The organism is Paeniglutamicibacter antarcticus, from assembly GCF_039544305.1.
GTDB classification, from domain to species: Bacteria; Actinomycetota; Actinomycetes; order Actinomycetales; family Micrococcaceae; genus Paeniglutamicibacter; species Paeniglutamicibacter antarcticus_C.
On the sequence record NZ_BAABLK010000093.1, the window covers coordinates 1 to 21,889 of the forward strand.

The window sequence follows — 21,889 nt, forward strand, 5'->3', positions numbered from 1 at the left end:
CGTAACGATACAGGGCGGGCTCATACGGGTGCCGGACATCAGCGATGGTTGGTGGCCGGTACCCGGTCCGTGGCGGTGCGGTTTCACTTACGTGGACTGCCGGTTTCAGAAACGGTCACTTAACAGCACTCGTACTGGTGCTGCTGCGCTGTTTCTTGCACGTACTGCTGCCGAGGATCGGCATGTCCCTAGTCATATCGTGGTTGGCGAGTGGCCCACGCGGTTCTGTATTATCTGTCGCTCTTGGCCAAAACAGCGTCACCGGGCGTTTTCGCGGCGGGGACCTTCTCTGCGCTGCCGGTCGTAGGCGAATGTCCGGCACCAGTGGGGCTGTGGGTTCTCGCGCATATTGCGACGCTGCTGCCACATAGCCGGCTTGGCCGGAACCGACACGTGTCGGGATGGCTTCCGCAGCGTTGTCGAGGGAGCCGTGCTGAGCGTCAACGGATCACAGCGGCAATTGGCCCGAACCCGACGGGTTCATCAGTGCTCTCGAGGGACTCCGCGACCAGGTTTTGGTGGTTGTCCAACCTCGACCCAAATACGAGGGAGCCAAATGGCGTACGACGTCCCGTGATGGCTCAGAGCAGCGCGTCCACGCGATCCGAAACTCGGCTTGGCTACGACCCAACTACGTGGTTCCAGGAACCGGAGGCAGGGGACCGTAAGCCCTCCCAGGTGGGAGTGTCGCCGTCCGTCGCATCATCACGATCGACGGACTCGTGCTTGTTGCGGAGAATCGCCAAAGCGCGCCAAAACGAAAATTCAACATCACGCCGACTGATCACAGCCAGATAGCCCACGATGGCATAGAAGTTGTGTCCTTGCCCTTGGACAGACTTCCAGTTCGCGCTTGCGGCCACGAGAAGGTTGCCCTTTCCGTCCATCGGCGCTGCGGTTCGTAGCGGTGTTGGGGTTCGCGTTCCTTAGTGATCGGACCTCGACCCGCTGCCGGCCGTCACGGCCTTGCGAAAAAATGGGGGAGGGCAGTATACGGGCAATCCTCGTGGGTCGTCAGCCATCGAGTTCAAATGCTATGGAGTATCGGGGATCCTAGGCCGCTTCATGACTTCGGCTGCGGTGCGTGGGTAGCTCGGTCATTCTCGGGCTTGGCCGAGAGGAACCCCGCGGCGCAGGATTGCAAAGCCGATTAACAACTGCTGGGCCCACCGAACGGTGGGCCCAGCAGTTGGAAATCAGTACGTGCAGATGTTACTTTTCGAGCGATTCCGTGGAGGAACCTTCGATCTCTGCCGGACCGCTTCCGTGTTCGGCGTGCAGGGCGGCCAACTCGGAAGGAGTCACCGGAGCTACACGATCCTCGAAGAAGAACTTCGAAAGGGCGCCGCGGCTCTTCTCGCTGCGGGTAATGTACCCGGTGGCGTTCGGCTGTGCAGGGATGACCTGGCGATCCTCATAGTTGACCAGGTTGTGCAGCTTATACACGTCCAGGTCCGCGTGACGTTCTGAGAAGGAGCCTTCGGGTGACATCTCGATGATTCCGGTCTCTCTGCCGTGAAGGACGATCTCTCGGTCCTTGCGTTGCAGTGCCAGTGCGATACGGCGGGCAACGATGAAGCCGAGGATTGGTCCAATGATGAACAATGCCCGTGTCCAATAAAGCACATCGTTCAACGACACCTCAAAGTGAGTTGCCACAAGGTCGGAGGAGGCGGCTGCCCACATCACACAGTAGGAGATTACGCCAGCAACGCCGACACCTGTCCGGAACGGAGCATTGCGCGGTCGGTCCAGCAGGTGGTGTTCGCGCTTGTCCTTCGTGATCCAGCTTTCCACCCATGGCCACGCGAACATCAAGGTGAACATTATGCCTGCCGGAACCAGCGCAGGAAAGAGCACATTCATGCTCAACGTGTTCACACCCCAAGGGAACGGGATGTTCCACTCCAACGAGAAGTTCCCCAGTGTTCCGGGCATCAGTCTCAAGGCACCGTCAACAAATCCGATGTACCAGTCAGGCTGTGTGCCCGCCGAAACCGGTGACGGATCGTATGGACCGTAATTCCAGACTGGGTTGATAGTTAGCAATCCGGAGATTGCGGCTACGATTCCGAAGACGATGAAGAAGAAGCCGCCTGCCTTGGCAGCGTAAACCGGGCCAACCGGGAAACCCACGACATTGTCGTTGGTGCGGCCCGGGCCGGGGTACTGAGTGTGCTTGTGCACAATCACCATGAACAGGTGCATGCCGATCATCAACAAGATGAGGGCCGGCACGATCATGATGTGCAGGGCGTAGAGACGACCGATCACTGCGTTGCCAGGGAATTCTCCACCGAAGAGGAAGAACGAAATGTAGGAACCGACGATCGGGATCGATTTCACGACTCCGTCAATAATGCGAAGGCCGTTGCCAGAAAGCAGGTCATCGGGGAGCGAGTAGCCGGTGAAGCCGGCAGCCATCGCCAGGATGAGCAGGGTTCCGCCAACAACCCAGTTCAGTTCGCGCGGCTTGCGGAATGCACCGGTGAAGAAGACGCGCAGCATGTGCACGGCAACGGCAGCGACAAAGAGAATTGCCGACCAGTGGTGTACCTGGCGCATGAACAGACCGCCACGCACGTCGAAGGAAATATCCAACGTCGAGGAGTATGCGGCCGACATGCCGATGCCCTTGAGCGGATTGTACGAACCGTTGTAGACCACGTGGGTCATCGTCGGATCGAAGAAGAATGTCAGGAACGTTCCGGAAATCAGCAGAATCACGAAGGTGTAAAGTGCCACCTCGCCGAACATGAACGACCAGTGGTCCGGGAAGATCTTGCGACCGAATTCCTTGACCATCGCCGAACCGCCAACGCGGGTATCGACGAAGTTGGTGATCCGCCCGGTTCGGGTTTGCGGGGTGTATTCAGTGGTGTTGCTCATGGTTAGCCACGCTCCCAGTAGCTCGGGCCAACAGGCTCGTGGAAGTCGCTCCGGGCGACCAGGAAACCGTTGGAGTCAACCTTGATCGGCAGCTGCGGCAACGGGCGTCCGGCCGGACCGAAGATGACCTTGCATTCCTTCGTAAGGTCAAAGGTCGACTGGTGGCACGGACACAGCAAGTGGTGGGTCTGCTGCTCATACAAGGCGACCGGGCATCCAACGTGGGTGCAGATCTTCGAGTAGGCAACGATGCCCTCGTAATGCCAGTCTTCGCGGCCTGCGGAAATGTCCATCTTGTCTGGATCCAGTCGCATCAACAGAACAACGGCCTTGGCCTTTTCGTTGAGCACGTCCTCGGCGTCGTCGAGACCCTCGGGAATGACGTGGAAGACCGAACCGATCTGCACATCCGAAGCCTTGATGGGGGTACCAGAAGGATCGCGGGTCAGCCTGATATCCGCGTCCCACATGGTGTGGCGCAGCTGCTCGACCATGGCGCCGGCGTTCTTTCCCGTGCGGTCAAGATCTCGGAACATGAAGATGGCCGGGATCGGGGCCAAAGCGATAGCACCAATGAGGGTGTTGCGAATGAGCGGACGGCGCTTGATGCCGGTCTCTTCGAGCACCTGATTGATGATTTCCTCGGCCTCTTTGCGGTCCGCCTCAGGGCGGATCTCGTGGCGCATCTCCATGATTTCGTGGTCCGGCATCAGGGTTTTTGCCCAGTGAACAATGCCGATACCAATTCCAAGCATGGCAAAAGTTGTGCCAAGGCCGAGCATCGCGTTCTGTACGCGGATTTCCGAGATGTTTTCCGGACGTCCCAGAACGAAGTAAGCAATAAAGAATGACAGCGTTCCGATGATGGAGATGATAAACAGCAGCGCTACCTGACGCTCTGCTCGCTTCTCTGCATGCGGGTCGGTATCTGCCAAGCGCTTCCGATGCGGCGGAAGGCCAGGATCCTGGAATTTATCCAGGGTTCCCGTGCCAGCCTTAGCAACGGTGCCCGAGTCGTCCGGACTGCCGTGACTATGGTCGCCCATGTTGTCTCTCATCCTTTTCTCAAGATTCATTAGTACGTAGTGATGTTGCCGGCAGAAGCCGCCCGCGCCCTAGGAAGGTCGCGAGGTGAGCCAGATGGTGAAGGCGATGATGATGCCTAGACCAGCTGTCCAGATAAAGAGACCTTCAGCGACCGGACCCAGCGAACCGAGCTTAGCGCCGCCAGGAGAACCCTGCGCATCAATTTCGTTCAGGAACTTAATGACATCACGCTTCTCGTCGGGGGTGACGTTTGAGTCGTTGAAGACAGGCATGTTCTGCGGGCCGGTGACCATGGCTTCGTAGATGTGCTTTGACGATGAGCCAGCGAGCGCCGGGGCGAACTTGCCGCGAGTCAGTGCACCGCCGGCAGCGGCGGCGTTGTGACACATTGCGCAGTTCACGCGAAATACCGTGCCGCCGGCGGCGGTGTCGCCGTCGGACGTATCGAGCATCTCTTCAGACGGGATTGCCGGTCCGGCGCCCAGGCTAGCCACATATGCGGAGAGCTGGGAGATCTGGTCGTCGTCGAACTGTACCGGCTTGGCCTTGGCCTGGGGCCCCTGCATCTGCATCGGCATACGGCCGGTTCCGACCTGGAAGTCGACGGAAGCGGCGCCGACGCCAATCAGCGAGGGACCGTCTGCGGATCCCTCGGCATTCAAGCCGTGGCATGTAGCGCAGTTCGCGATGAATAGCTTGTTGCCTTCATCGATGTCACTTGCGCTGTATCCAGTGGCCGCCTTGGCCTCGTTTACGCTGCCGGCGGCCATGTACAGGCCTCCGGTGATGAGCAGTCCCATCAACAGCAGTGCGACGGCGGCGAGTGGATGGCGGCGCCTTTGCGAAAGAGCCTTCACTTGCTGGTTCCTCACTTATTTTTAGAACGGGGAGTTGCCTTTGTAGGCAACGTTTCAGGTTGCCTACTTCAGGAAGTAGATGATCGCGAACAGCGCGACCCACACGACGTCGACGAAGTGCCAGTAGTAAGACACCACAATCGCACCGGTTGCCTCGTAGTGACCGAACTTACGTGCAATAAGCGCACGTCCGATGATCAGCATGAAGGCAATGAGGCCGCCAACCACGTGCAAGCCGTGGAAGCCGGTGGTCATGTAAAAGACGGAGCCGTAGGCGTTGGAGTTCATGGCAATCCCGTGAGCCACCAGTTCGGTGTACTCGTAGGCCTGCACGGAAACAAAGATGGCGCCGAGGATGACGGTCAGGACGAACCATTCCACCATTCCCCATCCCTTCAAGTTGAACAGTCCGCCGGTGCGGCGAGGCTTAAGATCCTCGGCACGGAAGACACCCAACTGGCAGGAGAATGAGCTCGAGACCAGGATGATCGTGTTGATAAGTGCGAACGGAACGTTGAGTTTCTCGGTTTCGGTCGCCCACAACTCCGGCGATGCAGCACGGAGTGTGAAGTACATGGCGAAGAGCGCGGCAAAGAACATCAGCTCGCTGGCAAGCCAGACGACAGTTCCTACCGACACCATGTTGGGACGGTTCGGCGCAGGATGCGCCGGGGCATTGAGGGCATGAGTCGCAGTTGTCACAAAGCCATTATGTCTGTAAAAGTCCCTCTGACACCAATGCATTCGACCCCGCGTTGCGGGAATTTTCACCCCTTCATGCCTACAGCCGCGGAAACACGCGGGATTAAGATTTCAGACTTTCTACGATTCGTAGATAACCTAGGGGCGTGTCAACGATTAGAGCGAAGCAAAAGTTCCCCACCTGGCCAACTATTCTCTCTATCCTGATCGCCGGCGGCGATCTGGACAGGGACCAATCGTATTGGGCTATGGGCGAGGTGATGACGGGTAATGCCACCGATTCCCAGGTGGCCGGCTTCCTGATTGCGCTGCGCTCCAAGGGTGAAACGGTTGATGAACTCACCGGCCTCGTGGAGGCCATGATCGCCAACGCCATGCCCTTGGCGGTCGAGGGGGAATGCCTGGATATCGTCGGGACCGGGGGCGATCGACAGAACACCGTGAACATTTCCACCATGGCGTCCATCGTGTGCGCCGGGGCCGGGGCACGCATCGTCAAGCACGGCAATCGCGCCTCGTCCTCCTCATCCGGTTCCGCCGATGTGCTTGAGGCTCTGGGTGTGCGCCTGGATGTCCCCATCGCGCGGCTTCATGACGTGCTTGATGCATCCGGCATCACTTTTTGCTTCGCCAACCTCTTCCATCCCTCGATGCGCAACGCCGCAGTTCCGCGACGGGAGCTTGGCGTACCCACTGCTTTCAACTTCATGGGACCGCTGACAAATCCCTCGGAGCCGACCGCATCGGCAATCGGTTGCTCGGATTTGCGGATGGCGCCGCTGATGGCCGGCGTCTTGGCAGCACGCGGCGTGCGCGCCTTGGTGTTCCGCGGTGAGGACGGATTGGACGAGTTGACGACCACGGCTGCCAACCGGGTCTGGGAGGTCCGAGAAGGGACCGTCGTCGAGTCGGTGTTCGATGCCCAGGGCATCGGTCTTCCACGGGTCAGTATCGAGGACCTGCGCGGCGGAGATGCCGACTTCAACGCCCAGGTCGTTCGCGACGTCCTGGACGGAGCCAAGGGTCCGGTACGCGACGCCGTCGTCCTCAATGCGGCAGCAGGATTGGTGGCCTTTGACCTCGGGCATTCCGGAACCCTGAAAGAGCGGTTGGAAAAAGCCGTGCTCAGGGCGTTCGAGTCCATCGACTCCGGATCAGCCCGTCGGGTGTTGGAGAACTGGATCCGCGCCACCGGATAGGTTCCCGTCGGCTCAGGCCAAAGGATCCGGGAGCGCCTGCCAGCTACTACTCTCCAAAGGCGCGGCGGGGGCGCTTCTGTCGCCTCCCGGCCGTTCTGCACCCCGGTACCCACGATCGGCATTTGGGTCCGGCGGTGGGCCGCTGGGGCCCTTCGGGCTTGCTGAGCACTACCAAGGTGTTTTTCCAACCGTAGGGCCAGCAATGGGCGGGAACTTGCCATTGCCATTGCCTGAGGCGGGAATGGGCGAAGGAGCTCTCTTCTAGCGATTCGCTTCGGGTGCCCATGACTTCGGACCGGCACGACGCTCGAACCTATCGGCGGGAACGGACCCGGACATTAAAAGCGGGTGGCAGGAAGCTGGCCCCGTTGAGGCAAGAGGTGTAGCCGCCATCCGTTTCGAGGTGCGTCAGGAAATCATTGTTTATTCGAGCCCGAGGGAAAAAGCTGCGTCCAGGTCGTGACTGGAATATGCCCGGAATGCAATATGTGTTTGCGTGCCGGTGATTCCCGGCACCTTTGACAACTTGTTGGCGATGACCTCGGCGAGGTCCTCGTGGTGGCGGACCCGAGCAATGGCTATGAGATCCCAGTCACCGGCGACCGAGTAGACCTCTGAAATACCTTCAATCTCCGAAATCTTTTCTGCACACTCGGGAATGCTGTCAGAAGCTGTTTGGATCATGACGAATGCAGTGACCAAGTTGATACCTCCAAATGGGTTCGGGTTGCTGATTCCGGGATTTGCGTTGCTGACAGTCTAGTGGGCGGTGCTGCGTCCACGGAGTCGCGACGCAAGCGTGGTGGCGGCACGACGGCCCACAAGGAAGACCCCGAGCACGATCGTAGCCACGACGATAAAAGGCACCTCGGCCGTGGCGCCGAACAGCACACGCAAAGCCATGCCCAGCGCAACCGTTCCAACCCAGATCAACACACCGGTGGGCCAGATCCGCGAATGCGTGATCCATGGGCGGGAGAGCAACGTCAAGACGGCCAAGGCCAGCAGGAACGGTGCTGCAGTCTGGATGACACCGATGAAGGTCGCTGATTCTTCGTGGGAGCTGCGTCCGCTCAGTGCAAAGATCAGGACGAGGACAACGTCGCTTGCGAAGTATACGATCCAGGTGTTGCGAGAAGTCATGGATCGATTATACCGGCGGTAGTACGACGGCATGTCCAAGAACCTCGGGACAACCTTGCTGCGGCCGAGGTCTGTCCGGAAACGCTTTGTCTCGGTGGGTGGCGCCGGGGTCAACTGCCACGTCGCCGATGTCTTGCGGGGGAGAAGCTGCGATTCCACCGGGATGGCCTTATCCGTGCACACTAAGATACGGGCCCTTGGCGTTAGGGGAAACCGGCTAGCCAACTGTTCATTGGTTCCGGCAGTTCCAGGGCCGACCTTGGGCCGCCATGGACCTTCGCCAGATCCGCGTCGTCCCAGCCCGTTCTCCGGATCGGTAACGCGTATCCCCACGATCGCAGAAACTACGAGCCAGGCAGCAACGAACGTGGGGGGAGTGGAGGCACCGAGCTGCACACGGGGAGGTCTGCCAGATCGTTGCACGTGTCGATCTCAACCTGGAGAACTCGCCCGGCCCGCCGGGGGACCGATGATCGACTGGTATCGCAGGAGTCCCTTTCCGCCGTCGTAGAGGGCCCGACTGATCTCGTTGACGCGCGGATCGAGAATGGCCCCTGAAAAGTGAATCTTAAACCAACCAGTGGTCAGCTTGAGCGTTCGTTCGGCACCGTCGTTGTGCCGAGGTCGCAGAATTCCAGGTGGAGACCAGCTGGGTGGCGGCTGCAAGCACGGTCCAGCGGCCCACCAATTTCTTGTTCACGGGGCCCAGCAGGAGTTCGGCTTGGTACATGGGGGAGTAGTGCGGTACAACGTACTTCGATTCGCCGGTCCCGGAACTCAGTGGTCATCCTGGGGATGCTGCGATGCCGTCTCGGCGGCATCGAGCTGCTCAAGCTTGATTTTTGTTCGTGGTTCATGGGGAAACGCAATATCGGATGCAACATCCAAACCCACAGAAACATGCAGCAGTTCACCTGGTTCCATGAGGCGCCACTGTGGATCACGGGTCATCTTCTCGGTTGCGACAACCACGACATGTCGATTTACCAAGGCAGGACTGTTGGCCCGGATGCGTTGGCTGTGCCCTATCAGCGGGTCAACGCTCCTTGTGGGGCCAGTTGGCCGGTCCAAGACCTAGAATTCGTGGGTGTCCGGGTAGCGCACAGCCCACAATTCGGCGCTTGTGGTGATGATCAGGTTGAGGCTGTAAACAGGCAGGTTTTCAGAAATCCAGGTCACTGCGGCTGTGATCCCTGCCCCCACGTCACCATCCGAAAGCCGGATCTCAGCAGTGATCAGCGCAAACATCCGTTCGCTATCAGTATCACCCCCGACAAGCTCCATGGTGCCACGGGCCTTCAGGCGCCGATCGAGCACGGATAGACCACCCAGGACTCCGTTGTGCGCGAAAATACGGTTATCTTGCTCAAACGGGTGGGTGTTGAGCACCGTGTGGCATCCGGTGGTCGAATAGCGCACGTGGGCCAGAAACGTCGTACTTTCCAGGATCCGCGCTTCCGTGGCAAAGTCGTGGTCTCGCCACGCGGTCAGTGGCTGTTTCTCAACCAGGGCCTTTCCCTGCTTGTCAAAGATACCGATGCCCGTCCCGTCAGGTTCGTAGTGGCTTTGCAGCGACAGGCTGTTGGGCGCCTGCAGCAGCCAGAACGTGGCCCGTGCCGCTTGATGGCCGGCATGTAGCCCGAACAGACGACACATCGTTCCGCCTTATGTTTGTGGTCCCCAAGGGCAAGGGCATGGGCCTTCGCCTCGCAAAGACCTACCTCTACGCCTTAATGTTAACGATGCCTCGCCAGTATTCAAGGCCGGAGGTTCCCGGTTCCCCAGGATGCCTCGAAAGCGACAGCGACAGCGAAGGGGAAGCGGATACATTGAAAGCTGTTCGAAGAAGTTGACGCTGTCCGGCTCGTGACCGCTCTTGTGACCGGATTCCGTGCCCCCGGATACTGGATGCAGCTACCCGAGTAGGGGAAGTCAGGTAAACCCGTTTCCTTGACAGGTCGCCCACCATTGCTAGTGTAGGCACCATGTCGGCCGACGACGTTTCAGACCTGCCCAGGGGGAACGTCCGTGTCCAAAAAGCTTCAGTTATTTGGTCGGTTGCGGCAGCCTGCTTGCTGCTTGGCTCAGCCGTGCTTCAGTTTCTGGCCTCACTCCAACGCTGGGTCGTGTTCCGCGGATCGTTTGGGCCCGAGGATGTCTCCGCTGAAGACCATCGCTTTGACTACGACTTCCCCAGTGAACCGTGGGAGAGCATCGGGACTGCGGCACAGTTCTTCGGTGTGGGCACTTTCCTTCAGGCACTCGGCGTCTTGGCCATTGCGTTCGGCGTCCTTCTCCTGTCGGGTGAGGCAGGACCTCGCAGCGACCTCATCTCCGTCGTCGAGATGCTCCTTGCCGCAATTGTCGCCGCTTCTTTCGGGTTTTACGGAGCTCATGCCCTGGTCTCGGGCGTCACGGATGTTCCTTCTCCGCTGCAATACTCATGGGTGTCGGGGTTGCTCGGGTTTCCCGCGTTGATTGCCCTCGGTTGGCTTTGGCGGCGCAAGTCGCGTGCCGCAACGAACGCATGCGTGTTCCTGATCGGATCAACCTTAGGGGGATACGTTGTTGCCAGCACCTTGATCGCACCGATCTTCGCCGGCTATGTATCCCACGACACGACTCCGTGGAGGGAGACGGTTGTTGCGGTGTCGACGGCAATCGCGGGTATCACAATGCTTTGCGCGGTCGGGATGGCTGATCAACGCCTGGTCACCACCTATCATCGAATCCGTCAATCCGTATTGATCGTTCGCGGGTGGGCAGTGGTCCGTTTTCGGTGTGGTTTTGGGTCTGGTCCTCCGGTAAAAGGACCACCCAAAGTGTAAGTTGACATAATGTAGATTATCGGCGAATTAACCAGTCTTCGGAAAGCACCTAAACCAGGCACTTGCTGCCGTCGCGCTCTATCGCCAAATCCCCCGTGGATTGACTCCGGATCGATGTCCCGACGCCGGCCTGCACTTTCGCGAGATGATTTTCGTCGACGACGCCACCGGGCCAGGGCTCGCCACCTCGATCGCTCCAGAACCATCCCAGCCAAAGCCCGGAGTACCCATCCACTTCATGGAGCATTCCGGGAATTCCGGATGGTGCCTCCCAGACTAATACTTGGTTGACATAACTACGTATCGCGAAATTCTGAACGTTGCATAGTTATTCAGGGAAACTCGGGGGTATGCCACACAGTCATTCCGGCCCAGTCGTCTGCGGAATCCCCGGAACAGCAGACCGCCTCCTGCAGGATCTCAGTCTCGGCATCCACCGGAAAGCGGCCAGCGAAGGATTGGCCCTTGATCCCCAACAGATCCACACCATTGAATTGCTGACCCGGAACGCTGCCCGGTTCCTGGAAAATGGCGACTATTCCCCTTCTGGCACGCACCAGCGCCGTCGACCCGACTATCGGCACCTTGCTGGAGGACGTCGGAGTGGTGTGCTTCGACGAGTTCCACCGCAGAGACTCCGGTGATGCCAGGGTGCTGGCGCGGGTGCTGAATGTCATTGTCGACAACGCGATCCTTCTGGTCACGACCTCGAACTATCCACCGGAAGAGCTCTTGGCCAACGAGTACCACCATCACTTGGTCCGCCCGACGATAGCCGCCATCCGCCAGCACATGGAAGTCCACGAGCTCGACGCCAGACGGGACTACCGAACCATCACCGTTTCTGACGCGGACCGTCGGGGATACAACAGGGAATCATCTTGGCCGCACCTGGGCCAAGGCAACTTCAGCAGATCGGCCTGAACGAACCTTTGCCCGGGGAAACGGTGATCCTGAAGCCGACCAGCCATGAAATCTTAAGCCTGCAGGCCATCCATGGCATGCTTAGCTTTAAATTCAGTGACCTCTGCGAACCGTCAACCGCTACGCTCGACTATCTGGAATTATCCAACAGCTACGATCATTGGGTCATCTCAGGAAATCCGGATGCGGAGACGATGACCGCGTTTGGATTGCGCCGCCTGGCCAAACTCATCGACGTGCTTTATGACAGGGAGATCAGGTTGGATTTGCTGGTCACAGCCGATTCCATGGCCTCGCTGCACCACTTGCCACCATCGGATGCCGCACGATTGACCAGTCGCTTGAACGCATTGCAATCCCCCGCAACTAGCCCCGACACCGAAAGTGCCACAGCATGAGCCCCGAAGCAAAGAAGGACCCCAAAGCCAACGAAACTACCCAGTACTCACCTGATTGGATCCGTGAGGAAGTCAGCAGGCTCGTCGAGCTCCATGAATCGGGGACGATGCCTTCCATTGTGCAGCTCGGGCACCCGGTGCTCAGGATGCAAGCCGTGGACCACGCAGAGCAGTTGGGTGAAAAGCTCTTGCGCCGCTTTCTCGACACCATGAAAGCGGTGATGCTCGATGCCCCGGGGGTCGGACTGGCCGCACCGCAGCTCGGCGTCCCCTTGCGGATCGCGGTCCTGGAAGATCTTTACGAAACCAGCCCGGAAATCGCAGCGGCAAGGCAACGAGAACCGCTGGAATATCTTGAGATCATCAACCCCCGCTATTACCCTGTCGGGGAACGCATGGCAGAGTTCTACGAAGGTTGTCTCTCGTTCAACGGCTACCAAGGGGTGGTGGTTCGCCCGTCCGATATCACCACGAGCTTCACCGACGTCTATGGCAGAGCCCGTGAGCGATTGTTTTCGGGATGGCAGGCCCGGATCTTCCAACACGAAACAGACCACTTGGACGGCATCGTATATATCGACAAGGCACTGAGCCGTTCGCTGTGCTCGAGCCTCGAGTATGCGCGTTGGGCCAATCCCGACGTGGACCAGGCCCGCAGAGGACTGGACTTCTAGACCTCCATCTTGCAGCCCAGCCCGAACTCCCGGATCACCCACCTGGAAACTGCGGTGCACAAACTGCTGGCGTGCAGGAGGAACTGTCCATGATTTCCGCAGGCCGTGTTTCCGTTTAGTTTGCGCGGCCAAGAACTCTCATTCGTGCAGTAACCGGAATGCGTGCACGGATTCTGCAGGGAGCTGTGAGGCACGGTGTCCGGCGGCGTGCAGCACGGGGCGCCGATACAGTGGTTGGTAGGTCTTGTCACCGCGGTTTCCCGGAGTCGACCTGTCGAACTCCGCCCAGAATAAGGACTTACGTGCAGCAGCAAACACCTCTCGACCGAACCCTGCGCTGCCCTGTCTGCCAACTGGGGCTCTCGTTGGATCGGCAACAGGGAAGTCCGGCGCATCTGGGTTGTCCTGCGGGGCACCGTTTTGATGCAGCCAAACAAGGCTATTTCAATCTGCTTTCGGGCAAGGGCACCAACTTCACCCAAGACGGTGCCCAGATGGTCGCGGCACGGGCATCCTTCCTGGATGCAGGGCACTACGAGTCCTTGGCCGAAGCCCTTGGACACCGCGTGCGGACAGTGCTTCGTGGATACGAGCATCCCAGCGTCCTGGACGCCGGTGCCGGCACCGGGTACTACCTCCGCCAGGTGCTCCAGGCACTGCCCGGCACCACGGCACCCAGCGCGGTCGCCTTGGACATTTCGCGCTATGCCATGCGCAGGGCAGCGAAGGTTCCCAACACCGTGGCGCTGGTATGGGACCTCTGGAGGGACTTGCCGCTTCAGGACGGGGCCTTTGATGTGTTGCTTAATATCTTTTCCCCGCACAACGGGACCGAGTTCGCCCGGGTGCTTCGCCCGGGCGGAACGGCTTTGGTTGTCACTCCGCTGCCCGAACACCTTGCGGAAGGAGCAGGCTCCCTTGGCTTGCTGGGAATCGCCGCCGACAAGGCAGCCGGCGTGGTGGCTGCAATGGGGGAAGAGTTCATCCTCACTGCCACTGAGGAGGTAAGAATCCCGTTGGTGCTCGATCCCCCGGCGGCTTTCGAGCTGGCCATGATGGGCCCTGCCGGACATCACCTGAATCCGGAGGCATTACGCAACCGACTCTCGGATGCTGGTAACGCAACTCTTGTCACCGCGGCGTTCCGTATACAGGAATTCCGAAAAGTCGATGAAAACCGGATTCAGGCCAACTTGGAGGGCCTCTCATCGTCCGGATGAGGCCCGAAGCACGAACATCCTCCCTTGTGCTGACTCTTATCAACATGCACATCGGGCAAAATGGGTGGTGTGAGGTTGGAGTTTATCCAGCACATAAGGATTTGAGGGGGAATCATGACTGAATGGCTAGTAGCCAACGCGTGGGTGGTTTGGCTGGCGGTCTTCCTTCTGCTGGCCATCATCGAAATGATTTCCCTTGACCTGTACTTCATCATGCTCGGTGTCGGGGCACTGGGCGGGGTGACAGTTGCCCTCCTAGGCGGGGAATTCTGGCTGCAGATAGTAGCCTTCTCCATCGTGTCCCTGCTCATGATCATGTTGGTCAGGCCAATCGCCCTGCGGCATCTGCGCAAGGATCCAGAAGCATTGCGAACCAACGTCGATCGGCTGATCGGGGAAGACGCCTTGGTCCTGGAGCCCACCTCGCGGATGAACGGCCGGGCCAAGATCGGCGGGGAAACATGGTCCGCGCGCTCCGATGACGACGCGCCGCTTCAACCCGGAACATACGGCTCAGTGGTCCGCATTGAGGGGGCGACGGCCTACATCACCCTGCGGACCAAGATGCCCGGTCTGGACTAAAGACTTCAACACAGGATTATGGCGCATGGAACATGGCGCCCCAACGAAAGAGAGAAGAGATGGAAACATCGGGTCTAGGCATAACAGTCGTCCTGGTTGTACTGGCAATCTTCGTGATCCTCGTGCTGCTTCGTGCAGTGCGTATCATTCCCCAGGCACGGGCCGGCATCGTGGAACGGTTGGGCAAGTACCACCGCACCCTGCTTCCCGGACTAACGATCTTGATTCCGTTTGTCGATCGTTTGTTGCCGATACTGGATCTTCGTGAACAGGTTGTCAGCTTCCCGCCGCAGCCGGTGATTACGGAAGACAACCTGGTGGTCTCCATCGACACCGTGGTTTACTTCCAGATCACCGAGCCAAAAGCCGCCACGTACGAGATCGCGAACTACATCATGGCCGTGGAGCAATTGACCACGACCACGCTGCGAAACGTGGTTGGTGGACTCAACCTCGAAGAGGCACTGACCAGCCGTGACCGGATCAACGGTCAGCTGCGAGGAGTCCTTGACGAGGCCACCGGAAAATGGGGCATCCGTGTCTCACGCGTGGAGCTCAAGGCCATCGATCCACCACTGTCGATCCAAGATTCCATGGAGAAGCAGATGCGTGCCGAACGTGACCGCCGTGCTGCGATCCTTACCGCCGAAGGCACCAAGCAGTCAGCGATCCTGACGGCCGAGGGCCAGCGCCAGGCGTCGATCCTCAACGCCGAAGGCGATGCCAAGGCATCCATCCTGCGCGCGGACGGTGAAGCCCAGGCCATCCAGAAGGTCTTTGATGCGATTCACGCGGGCAAGCCGGACCAAAAGCTGCTGGCTTACCAGTACCTCCAGACCCTTCCGAAGATTGCTGAGGGCTCGTCCAACAAGCTGTGGATCATCCCCAGCGAAGTCGGTGAGGCACTTAAAGGAATCGGTGGAGCGCTGGGGAACCTCACCGATGGTTCCGAAGGCGACGAGAAGCCTGAAGGCAGCAGCACTACGCTGATGTAATGTACCGCGTTCCAAGCGGATAGTTCGCGGGCGGGCGACCTCACAGCAGAGGTCGCCCGCCCGCGTCGCGCGGGGGACGTACAATGGAAACTTCGAGACTTGCGACCACGGGAATTATTGGATGCCCCGAGGCGTTGATTTCGGTAGAAGAACCCGTATGTAATCGCAGTAGGGAGACAATATGAGCGATCGCAGCCTGCGAGGAATGCGCCTTGGCGCGCAAAGCATGGAAACTGAGGCCGGCGTTGAGCCGGCAGCGCGCCAGCGAGTTGAATATCGTTGTGAAGACGGCGAGCAAGTGTTTGTGATCATGGCGGCCGAGGCAGACATCCCGGCAACATGGATGTCAAAGACCGGCAAGGTTGCCAAGCTGGTCAATGGTGAAGCAGAGCCAGCGGTGACCAACGAAAAGCCGGTGCGTACGCACTGGGACATGCTTCTCGAGCGCCGTTCAATGGAAGAGCTAGATACGATCTTGAAGGATCGACTGGCGAAGCTGCGCGCAGCCCGTGGCGCGGCCAAGGCGGCAGCCGAAGCTGCTGCCAAGAGCTAGTAAACAGCTACTGACTCAATACGGTAGGGGCCCGAATGGATATCCATTCGGGCCCCTACCGTATCTAGTAGCACTACCGCGAGCCACGGTAAGGACGCTACTTGCGGTTGGTGAGTTTCTTCCACCGTGCGCTAAGGCTCCACTTGGTCACGTTCATCATTGCTTCAACCACGATATTGCCGCTCATCTTCGAAACGCCAAGCTCTCGCTCGACGAATGTGATCGGAACCTCAACGATCTTCTTTCCCAGCTGTGCGACGCGGAATGTCATGTCCACCTGGAAGCCGTAACCTACCGACTCGATGGCATTGAAGTCCAGTGCTTCGAGGGTCTCGCGACCGAATGCACGGTATCCGGCGGTGATGTCACGCAGGTTCACTCCGAGCATGGTGCGGGAATAGAAGCTGCCCAGACGGGAAATCAACTTCCTGTGCAGCGGCCAGTTGACCACCGATCCTCCCCTGACCCAGCGCGAACCAATGACCAAATCCGCGCCTTTGGGGATCTCCGCCAGCAGCAGCGGCAACTGTTCGGGCTGGTGGGAGCAGTCGGCATCCATCTCCACCAACACGTCGTAGCCTGCATCCAACGCCCAGCGAAACCCGGCAAGGTAGGCGGCGCCCAGTCCTGCTTTGCCCTCGCGGTGCATGACGTGGACGGCCTTGTCCGCCTCCGCCATCTTATCGGCGAGGTCGCCGGTTCCATCCGGTGAGTTGTCGTCAACGATCAAGACATCCGAATCGGGCACCGCAGCGCGCAAGCGGCCCAAGAGGACGGGCAGCGATTCAATCTCGTTGTAGGTCGGAATGATCGTGACTACGCGCACGCGGCAGTCCCTTTCTGCTGATGGAATGATCCGCGGAAGGGACCGCAAGGGGCCGGGTTCCAACGTGGGGCAAAGCGTAAACTCCGCTGCGCCCGGTTTTAGGGATCAAGTGGGGGTCAGTGAACAATTGTACGCGGACACTCCCCCAAAACCCGGTTCCTGGCCATGTGATGCACAAGACGATTTCAGAAGTGGCGCCAGACACAAATTGACCCCGAGGCTTCGGTCCGTCCCTTCCGGCCGGCAAGCGGCGGAAGGGTGTTATCTAATGCCTACGGGGTCAATTTGCTCTTTCAGACCGGAGTCCCGGCTAGCCGGATCGAAGGATCAGACATTCACACCAGCCTACCGCCCAGTTTTTCACTGTCAACCGTTTCCGGACCACCGGCTTAATGAATTACTGCAGGTCAACCAATGGATCATGATGCCACGCAGATGGATAAGAATTAATCCTAACAAATGGCAATATCCGCGTCGATCCTCTAGGTTTGCCCGGGAACGACTCAATTTCACGGCGAAAAACGTGTTCGGTCAGGCTTTGCCCATCGAATCAAAAAGTACATTTCCGGCGCGAACAGTTCGTAGGCAACTGGGCAGATCATCCTCCAGGACCGGCAACATGGGCGTGCCGGCGCGAGCGTCAGTACTCCAGGAGGACACCCTGAGATCCGGGGTTTGCACCGAAAGCTCTGCTGCATCCCAGATGGCAAAGGTGGCCTCTGCGCCGTTGACCAGCTGGCCGGCCATCGGGTTCGCAGATCCCAGTGCGCGGAATCCGGAGCGGGTGTGCGCCATGAAAGCAGCACGGGCCGAGATTCGTGCCCGGGGATCACTAAGCTCAAGGCATGCCTTGACAGTGGCCCACGGATTCACCGGAGTAACGGGGGCATCGGAACCGATCACCACCGGAACACCGGAAGCAAGGAACTGGCCCACCCCGTTCATGGCACCTGCCCTCGTCTTGCCCAGACGTTGCTGGTAAAGCCCGTCCCCGCGGCCCCAAGCAGCGTCGAAGCCTGGTTGCATGGAGGCAGTCATGGCGAAGTTCAGCATTTTTTCACGCGCTGCTTCATCGACCATCTCCACGTGCTCCAGACGGTGCCTTCCCGCTTGGACCTTCGCGAGACCAACGGATTCGACCGCCTTTGAGAAACCTTCCAGGGCGAGATCGAGGCCAGCGTCGCCGATAACATGGAAGGAGGCCGGGATTCCTGCCAATGAACAGGCGGCAACATGGGCGCTGACCTGTTCAACGTCAAGGTATGAAGCACCTCGTTGACCTGCTGCATCGGTGTAGTCCGTACGCAGGAGCGCGGTGCGTGAACCGATGGAACCATCGATGTTCAAGTCTCCGCCCAAGCCCACCATTGCGGCCGAGTTGAAAGACGACAGCAGCGAACTGGCCTCTTCCCGGGTGCTGACCAATTCGCCCCAATAGGCGAATACCTCCGGGCTCATGGCCTTGGCTGCTTCGCCTCGACCAAGGATACCTTCCAGGTCTTTACGGCCACCAATGTGTTCGGCTGCCATTTCAACCACCGTGCCGTGGCCGGTTGATGCCATGTGCGCCAAAGCGAGTTCGCGGTTCTTGGCATTGGTGTCAGGGTCATAGACGAAGACGGCGTCACGGACGCGTTCGTGGGCATTGCCGCGAACCAAGGATCCGGTGTATTCCGGACCCTCGAGCAAGCCGATGCGGTGGGCCAGTCCCGGGCTAAGCAGGGCAGAATGCAGGTCGATCCGCGCCAGGTAGACCTCGCGGTCCGGTGCTGCTTTTTGAAGTTGTTCTGCAGTGGGTAGCTGGCCGGATGCGAACCGTGTTTCGTCCCATCCTGCCCCGATGAGGATCCCGGTGGTGTCGGCGGCTGCCGCTGCCACCAAGGACAGAAGCTCTTCCACGCTGCGAGCCCCGCCTAAGTCCAGGCCGTTGAGCTTGGAGCCCAGTGAGCTTAGGTGAACGTGGGAATCCACAAAAGCGGGAGTTACCAAGGCCCCTTGCAGATCGATCTCAGCCATGCGCGCATCAAGCAACGATCCTGCGGCAGATTCGGAGCCTATCCACGCAACGGTTCCGCCTTCAACAAGCATTGCCGTCGCAAAAGGGTCGGCCGGTGAATAAATGGAACCATTGCGGTACAGCTCAAGGGACATGTCTTACCTTTGCTTTGGGATGTACGCCTGTGCTCTTGAACGTACTTCGATCATTCTGTTGATGGGCATGCACGGCGGCAGGCCCTCTCAGTCAAGGACGTTGGAATATGCGACAACACCGCGACGGACACGCTGCACCGCTTGGTTGCAGCTGCGGGCCAGTCCCGAATCCAGGTCGGGGATCTTGGCGAGTTGGTCAAGCACGTCTATGACCTGTTTGGCCCAGCGGACAAAGTCACCGGCGGCAAGGTCGGTGCCGCGCAGGCACTCGCGTAGGTCAGACTCGCGGGCCCACTTGTAGATCGGCCAGATGAGCCCGGAATCCGGGGCCAGTGTTTCGGGAAGACTGGCATGAGCCTCCGCATCGGACAACGAAGACCAAAGCTTGACGGCCGTTTCCCAAGCCATCTGGATCTTCGCGGTGGGCATGCGTGGGTCCGGGCCGTGGTCTTCGCGACGTGCCTGGAAGACCAGGGCAGAGATGAACCCGGCGAGCTCCTCGGCGGTCATCTTGTTCATGGCCCCGGTTTCCATGACCAAGGAAGTCAGCAGGTCGCGTTCACCGTAGATCCGACGAAGCCGTTGGCCCGCCGCCGTGATCTGCACCTGAGCCGCATCTTCGGCGGCAGGCAGCAGGTAGTTAAAATCCTCAAGCACCCTTGCGACCCGGTCGAAGGTCTTGGAGATGGTATTGGTGCGCCCACTGATCTGCGAACGAAGCTTGTTGGTGTCGCGTAACAGTTTCGCGTGGCGCTCACTCCAGCGTGCATGGTCTTCGCGCTCCGGGCAGCCATGGCACGGGTGGGCCTTCAAGACCCCACGCAACGCGGTGATGCGTTCTTCTTGCTCGTCGCTGCCGGTGAAGTCGTAGGCGGGAGCGGATTCGCGCGGAGGGCGTGACTCGGTCAATGCGTTGCGCAGGGAAGCTGCGAGGTCCTTGCGTTCCTTGGGGCTTCGTCCGGTGAATCCCTTAGGAATCCGGATCTGCGAGATCACTTGGACAGGCCCATTGAGGTCCTGGACCCCGATGCGCCGGATATGCTTGTCCTCGGTCAGCACGGTGGGACGCGGATCGTGCCACGCACTGTCCAGTTCAGTCACTACGCACCGTCCCAGACGGCGGGTTCCGGTGACTTCGATGATGTCACCGCGCTGCAACGTTTCCAGTGAATCCGCGGCAGCGGCTCGCCTAAGACGCGAGATGGTTTTCGCTGCTTCCTTTTCCGCGCTCGATAATTCGGCGCGCAGCTTTGCATATCCCTCGAAGTCACCTAGATGGCACGTCATCGATTTGGCGTAGCCAGCCAGTGACTCCTCGCGCGATCGGACCTGTTTGGCCATGCCGACCACCGATCGGTCTGCCTGGAACTGCGCAAAGGACGTTTCCAGGACGCCGCGTGCCCGTTCCCGGCCGAATTGCGAAGTCAGGTTCAGCGACATGTTGTAGGTGGGCCGGAAGCTGGAGTTCAGCGGGTAGGTCCGCTTGGAGGCCAGCCCGGCGACCGCCGCAGGGTCAGTATCCTGCTGCCACAGCACGACTGCATGGCCCTCGACGTCAATTCCCCGGCGGCCGGCACGACCGGTGAGTTGGGTGTACTCCCCCGCCGTAATCGAGACATGGGACTCGCCGTTGAACTTCTCCAGCTTTTCCAGGACGACCGAACGGGCGGGCATGTTCACACCCAGCGCCAGGGTCTCGGTGGCAAATACGGTTTTGACCAAGCCACGGACGAAGAGCTCTTCGACGACTTCCTTAAATATCGGAAGGAGCCCGGCATGGTGGGCGGCAAAGCCGCGCATCAGCCCCTCGCGCCATGGCCAGAAGCCCAAGACATCGAGGTCGCCCGAAGGCAAGGTGTGGGCGACAAGATCGATGGCTTGTTCGATTTCGGTGGCTTCGTTCGTGGTGGTCAGGGCGAGGCCCGAACGCACGCACTGTGCCACTGCGGCATCGCATCCCTTGCGCGAGAAAATAAAGACCAAAGAGGGCAGCAGGCCTGCATGGTCCAGGGCCATGATCATGTCAGGTCGCGAGACCCTAGTGCTGAGTTGCTCGCGGTCCACCTCCCAGCCTTTGCCGCCGCGGCGGCCCCGGCCACGAGGCCCGCGTGAACCCGACCCTCCAGCGGAGCGGTGCACCAACTTGGTAAGTTCAGGGTTGACCTCGGCCATTTTTTCGGGGGCGCCCGCGACTTCGTCGAAGGAGACGTCCTCGGCAAAGAGGTCCAGCAACCTGCCGCCGACCATCACGTGCTGGTAAAGCGGGATGGGTCGGTGTTCGGAAACGATGATACGGGTATCCCCGCGCACGGTGTCGAGCCAGCCACCGAATTCCTCTGCGTTGGACACAGTTGCCGAAAGCGAGATCACTTGGACGTCTTCGCGCAGGTGGATAATGACTTCTTCCCACACCGCGCCGCGGAACTTGTCGGCGAGGTAATGGACCTCGTCCATGACGACGTATCCAAGTGAATCAAGCGTGTCCGAGTCGGCGTAGAGCATGTTTCGCAAGACCTCGGTGGTCATCACAACGATTTCGGCTTCACCGTTGATCGTCAGGTCCCCGGTGAGCAGACCCACGCGCTCCGGACCGTAGATGGCGACCAGGTCGCTATATTTTTGGTTGCTCAGCGCCTTGATCGGCGTCGTGTAGAAAGCTTTCCGTCCGGTGCTCAGCGCCTGGAATATCGCAAACTCACCGACAACCGTTTTGCCTGCTCCAGTCGGCGCGGCCACCAGGACCCCGGAACCGGAGGCTACGGCGAGGCATGCCTCTTCTTGAAACGGATCTAGGTCGAAGTTGAGGCTGTCACGGAATTCGGCCAAACCGGTTCCGTTCCCCCTGACTTTTTCCTTGGCTGCGGAGTATCGCTTGGCCGGCGTGCTCACGCTAGGACCCCT

The 21,889-nt window shown here is 59.5% G+C and carries 20 protein-coding genes; 9 read left to right on the forward strand and 11 right to left on the reverse strand.

Annotated elements, in window-relative coordinates; genetic code table 11:
• Positions 1-1,212: 1,212 nt before the first annotated feature.
• The 4 genes from qcrB to ctaE form a co-directional block, all read right to left on the reverse strand.
• Positions 1,213-2,889, reverse strand: coding sequence for a cytochrome bc1 complex cytochrome b subunit (gene qcrB / locus ABEA12_RS17655; RefSeq protein WP_210100789.1), 1,677 nt, complete (start codon positions 2,887-2,889; stop codon positions 1,213-1,215).
• Between the two features lie 2 nt (positions 2,890-2,891).
• Positions 2,892-3,935 (reverse strand): cytochrome bc1 complex Rieske iron-sulfur subunit, encoded by a 1,044-nt coding sequence (gene qcrA / locus ABEA12_RS17660; RefSeq protein WP_210100788.1) that lies wholly within the window; start codon positions 3,933-3,935, stop codon positions 2,892-2,894.
• 69 nt (positions 3,936-4,004) lie between these two features.
• Entirely contained in the window at positions 4,005-4,793 is a 789-nt protein-coding gene (qcrC, locus tag ABEA12_RS17665) for a cytochrome bc1 complex diheme cytochrome c subunit (protein ID WP_210100787.1), read from the reverse strand.
• Between the two features lie 63 nt (positions 4,794-4,856).
• On the reverse strand, positions 4,857-5,495 hold the full coding sequence (ctaE, locus tag ABEA12_RS17670; protein ID WP_345469123.1) for an aa3-type cytochrome oxidase subunit III: 639 nt from the start codon (positions 5,493-5,495) through the stop codon (positions 4,857-4,859).
• A 146-nt stretch (positions 5,496-5,641) separates the two neighbouring features.
• Here ctaE and trpD point away from each other — a divergent pair, with 146 nt between their 5' ends.
• Positions 5,642-6,694 carry an anthranilate phosphoribosyltransferase gene (trpD, locus tag ABEA12_RS17675; protein ID WP_210100786.1) on the forward strand — a complete coding sequence of 351 codons (1,053 nt, stop codon included), beginning with the start codon at positions 5,642-5,644 and terminating at the stop codon, positions 6,692-6,694.
• Between the two features lie 423 nt (positions 6,695-7,117).
• Here trpD and ABEA12_RS17680 read toward each other — a convergent pair whose 3' ends face one another.
• The 4 genes from ABEA12_RS17680 to ABEA12_RS17690 all read right to left on the reverse strand — a co-directional run bounded on the left by ABEA12_RS17680 (position 7,118) and on the right by ABEA12_RS17690 (position 9,493).
• The gene (locus ABEA12_RS17680) at positions 7,118-7,396 is read right to left on the reverse strand and encodes an Lrp/AsnC family transcriptional regulator (protein ID WP_210100785.1); all 279 of its coding nucleotides are present in this window, start codon (positions 7,394-7,396) and stop codon (positions 7,118-7,120) included.
• Between the two features lie 57 nt (positions 7,397-7,453).
• On the reverse strand, positions 7,454-7,837 hold the full coding sequence (locus ABEA12_RS17685) for a DUF3054 domain-containing protein (RefSeq protein ID WP_210100784.1): 384 nt from the start codon (positions 7,835-7,837) through the stop codon (positions 7,454-7,456).
• A 777-nt stretch (positions 7,838-8,614) separates the two neighbouring features.
• Positions 8,615-8,908: a class II glutamine amidotransferase gene (locus tag ABEA12_RS18765; RefSeq protein ID WP_425571804.1), complete on the reverse strand. Its 294-nt coding sequence runs from the start codon at positions 8,906-8,908 to the stop codon at positions 8,615-8,617.
• A gap of 3 nt (positions 8,909-8,911) precedes the next feature.
• Positions 8,912-9,493: a class II glutamine amidotransferase gene (locus ABEA12_RS17690; protein ID WP_425571805.1), complete on the reverse strand. Its 582-nt coding sequence runs from the start codon at positions 9,491-9,493 to the stop codon at positions 8,912-8,914.
• A 434-nt stretch (positions 9,494-9,927) separates the two neighbouring features.
• Here ABEA12_RS17690 and ABEA12_RS17695 point away from each other — a divergent pair, with 434 nt between their 5' ends.
• From ABEA12_RS17695 to ABEA12_RS17730, 8 genes are all read left to right on the forward strand, one after another.
• Positions 9,928-10,665 carry a hypothetical protein gene (locus ABEA12_RS17695; RefSeq protein WP_210100783.1) on the forward strand — a complete coding sequence of 246 codons (738 nt, stop codon included), beginning with the start codon at positions 9,928-9,930 and terminating at the stop codon, positions 10,663-10,665.
• Between the two features lie 528 nt (positions 10,666-11,193).
• Positions 11,194-11,589: an AFG1/ZapE family ATPase gene (gene zapE / locus ABEA12_RS17700; RefSeq protein WP_210100782.1), complete on the forward strand. Its 396-nt coding sequence runs from the start codon at positions 11,194-11,196 to the stop codon at positions 11,587-11,589.
• A complete protein-coding gene (gene zapE / locus ABEA12_RS17705) occupies positions 11,547-11,987 on the forward strand; it encodes an AFG1/ZapE family ATPase (RefSeq protein ID WP_210100781.1) in 441 nt (146 codons plus the stop codon). The genes zapE (ABEA12_RS17700) and zapE (ABEA12_RS17705) overlap by 43 nt, the downstream gene beginning before the upstream one ends.
• Complete coding sequence (locus ABEA12_RS17710) at positions 11,984-12,661, forward strand: peptide deformylase (RefSeq protein WP_210100780.1); 678 nt, start codon at positions 11,984-11,986, stop codon at positions 12,659-12,661. Before zapE (ABEA12_RS17705) ends, ABEA12_RS17710 begins: the two co-directional genes overlap by 4 nt.
• Before the next feature lie 302 nt (positions 12,662-12,963).
• Entirely contained in the window at positions 12,964-13,881 is a 918-nt protein-coding gene (locus ABEA12_RS17715) for a putative RNA methyltransferase (RefSeq protein ID WP_210100779.1), read from the forward strand.
• 114 nt (positions 13,882-13,995) lie between these two features.
• Entirely contained in the window at positions 13,996-14,463 is a 468-nt protein-coding gene (locus tag ABEA12_RS17720; protein ID WP_210100778.1) for an NfeD family protein, read from the forward strand.
• A 59-nt stretch (positions 14,464-14,522) separates the two neighbouring features.
• The gene (locus ABEA12_RS17725) at positions 14,523-15,458 is read left to right on the forward strand and encodes an SPFH domain-containing protein (RefSeq protein WP_210100777.1); all 936 of its coding nucleotides are present in this window, start codon (positions 14,523-14,525) and stop codon (positions 15,456-15,458) included.
• Positions 15,459-15,639: 181 nt separating this feature from the next.
• Positions 15,640-16,011: an RNA polymerase-binding protein RbpA gene (locus ABEA12_RS17730; RefSeq protein WP_210100776.1), complete on the forward strand. Its 372-nt coding sequence runs from the start codon at positions 15,640-15,642 to the stop codon at positions 16,009-16,011.
• A gap of 97 nt (positions 16,012-16,108) precedes the next feature.
• Here the strand turns inward: ABEA12_RS17730 and ABEA12_RS17735 are convergent, their stop codons facing one another.
• From ABEA12_RS17735 to ABEA12_RS17745, 3 genes are all read right to left on the reverse strand, one after another.
• The gene (locus ABEA12_RS17735; RefSeq protein WP_210100775.1) at positions 16,109-16,837 is read right to left on the reverse strand and encodes a polyprenol monophosphomannose synthase; all 729 of its coding nucleotides are present in this window, start codon (positions 16,835-16,837) and stop codon (positions 16,109-16,111) included.
• A 531-nt stretch (positions 16,838-17,368) separates the two neighbouring features.
• Positions 17,369-18,988, reverse strand: a complete 1,620-nt coding sequence (locus tag ABEA12_RS17740; protein ID WP_210100774.1) for an amidohydrolase — start codon at positions 18,986-18,988, stop codon at positions 17,369-17,371.
• Positions 18,989-19,075: 87 nt separating this feature from the next.
• On the reverse strand, positions 19,076-21,877 hold the full coding sequence (locus ABEA12_RS17745) for a DEAD/DEAH box helicase (RefSeq protein ID WP_210100773.1): 2,802 nt from the start codon (positions 21,875-21,877) through the stop codon (positions 19,076-19,078).
• Positions 21,878-21,889 lie beyond the last annotated feature (12 nt).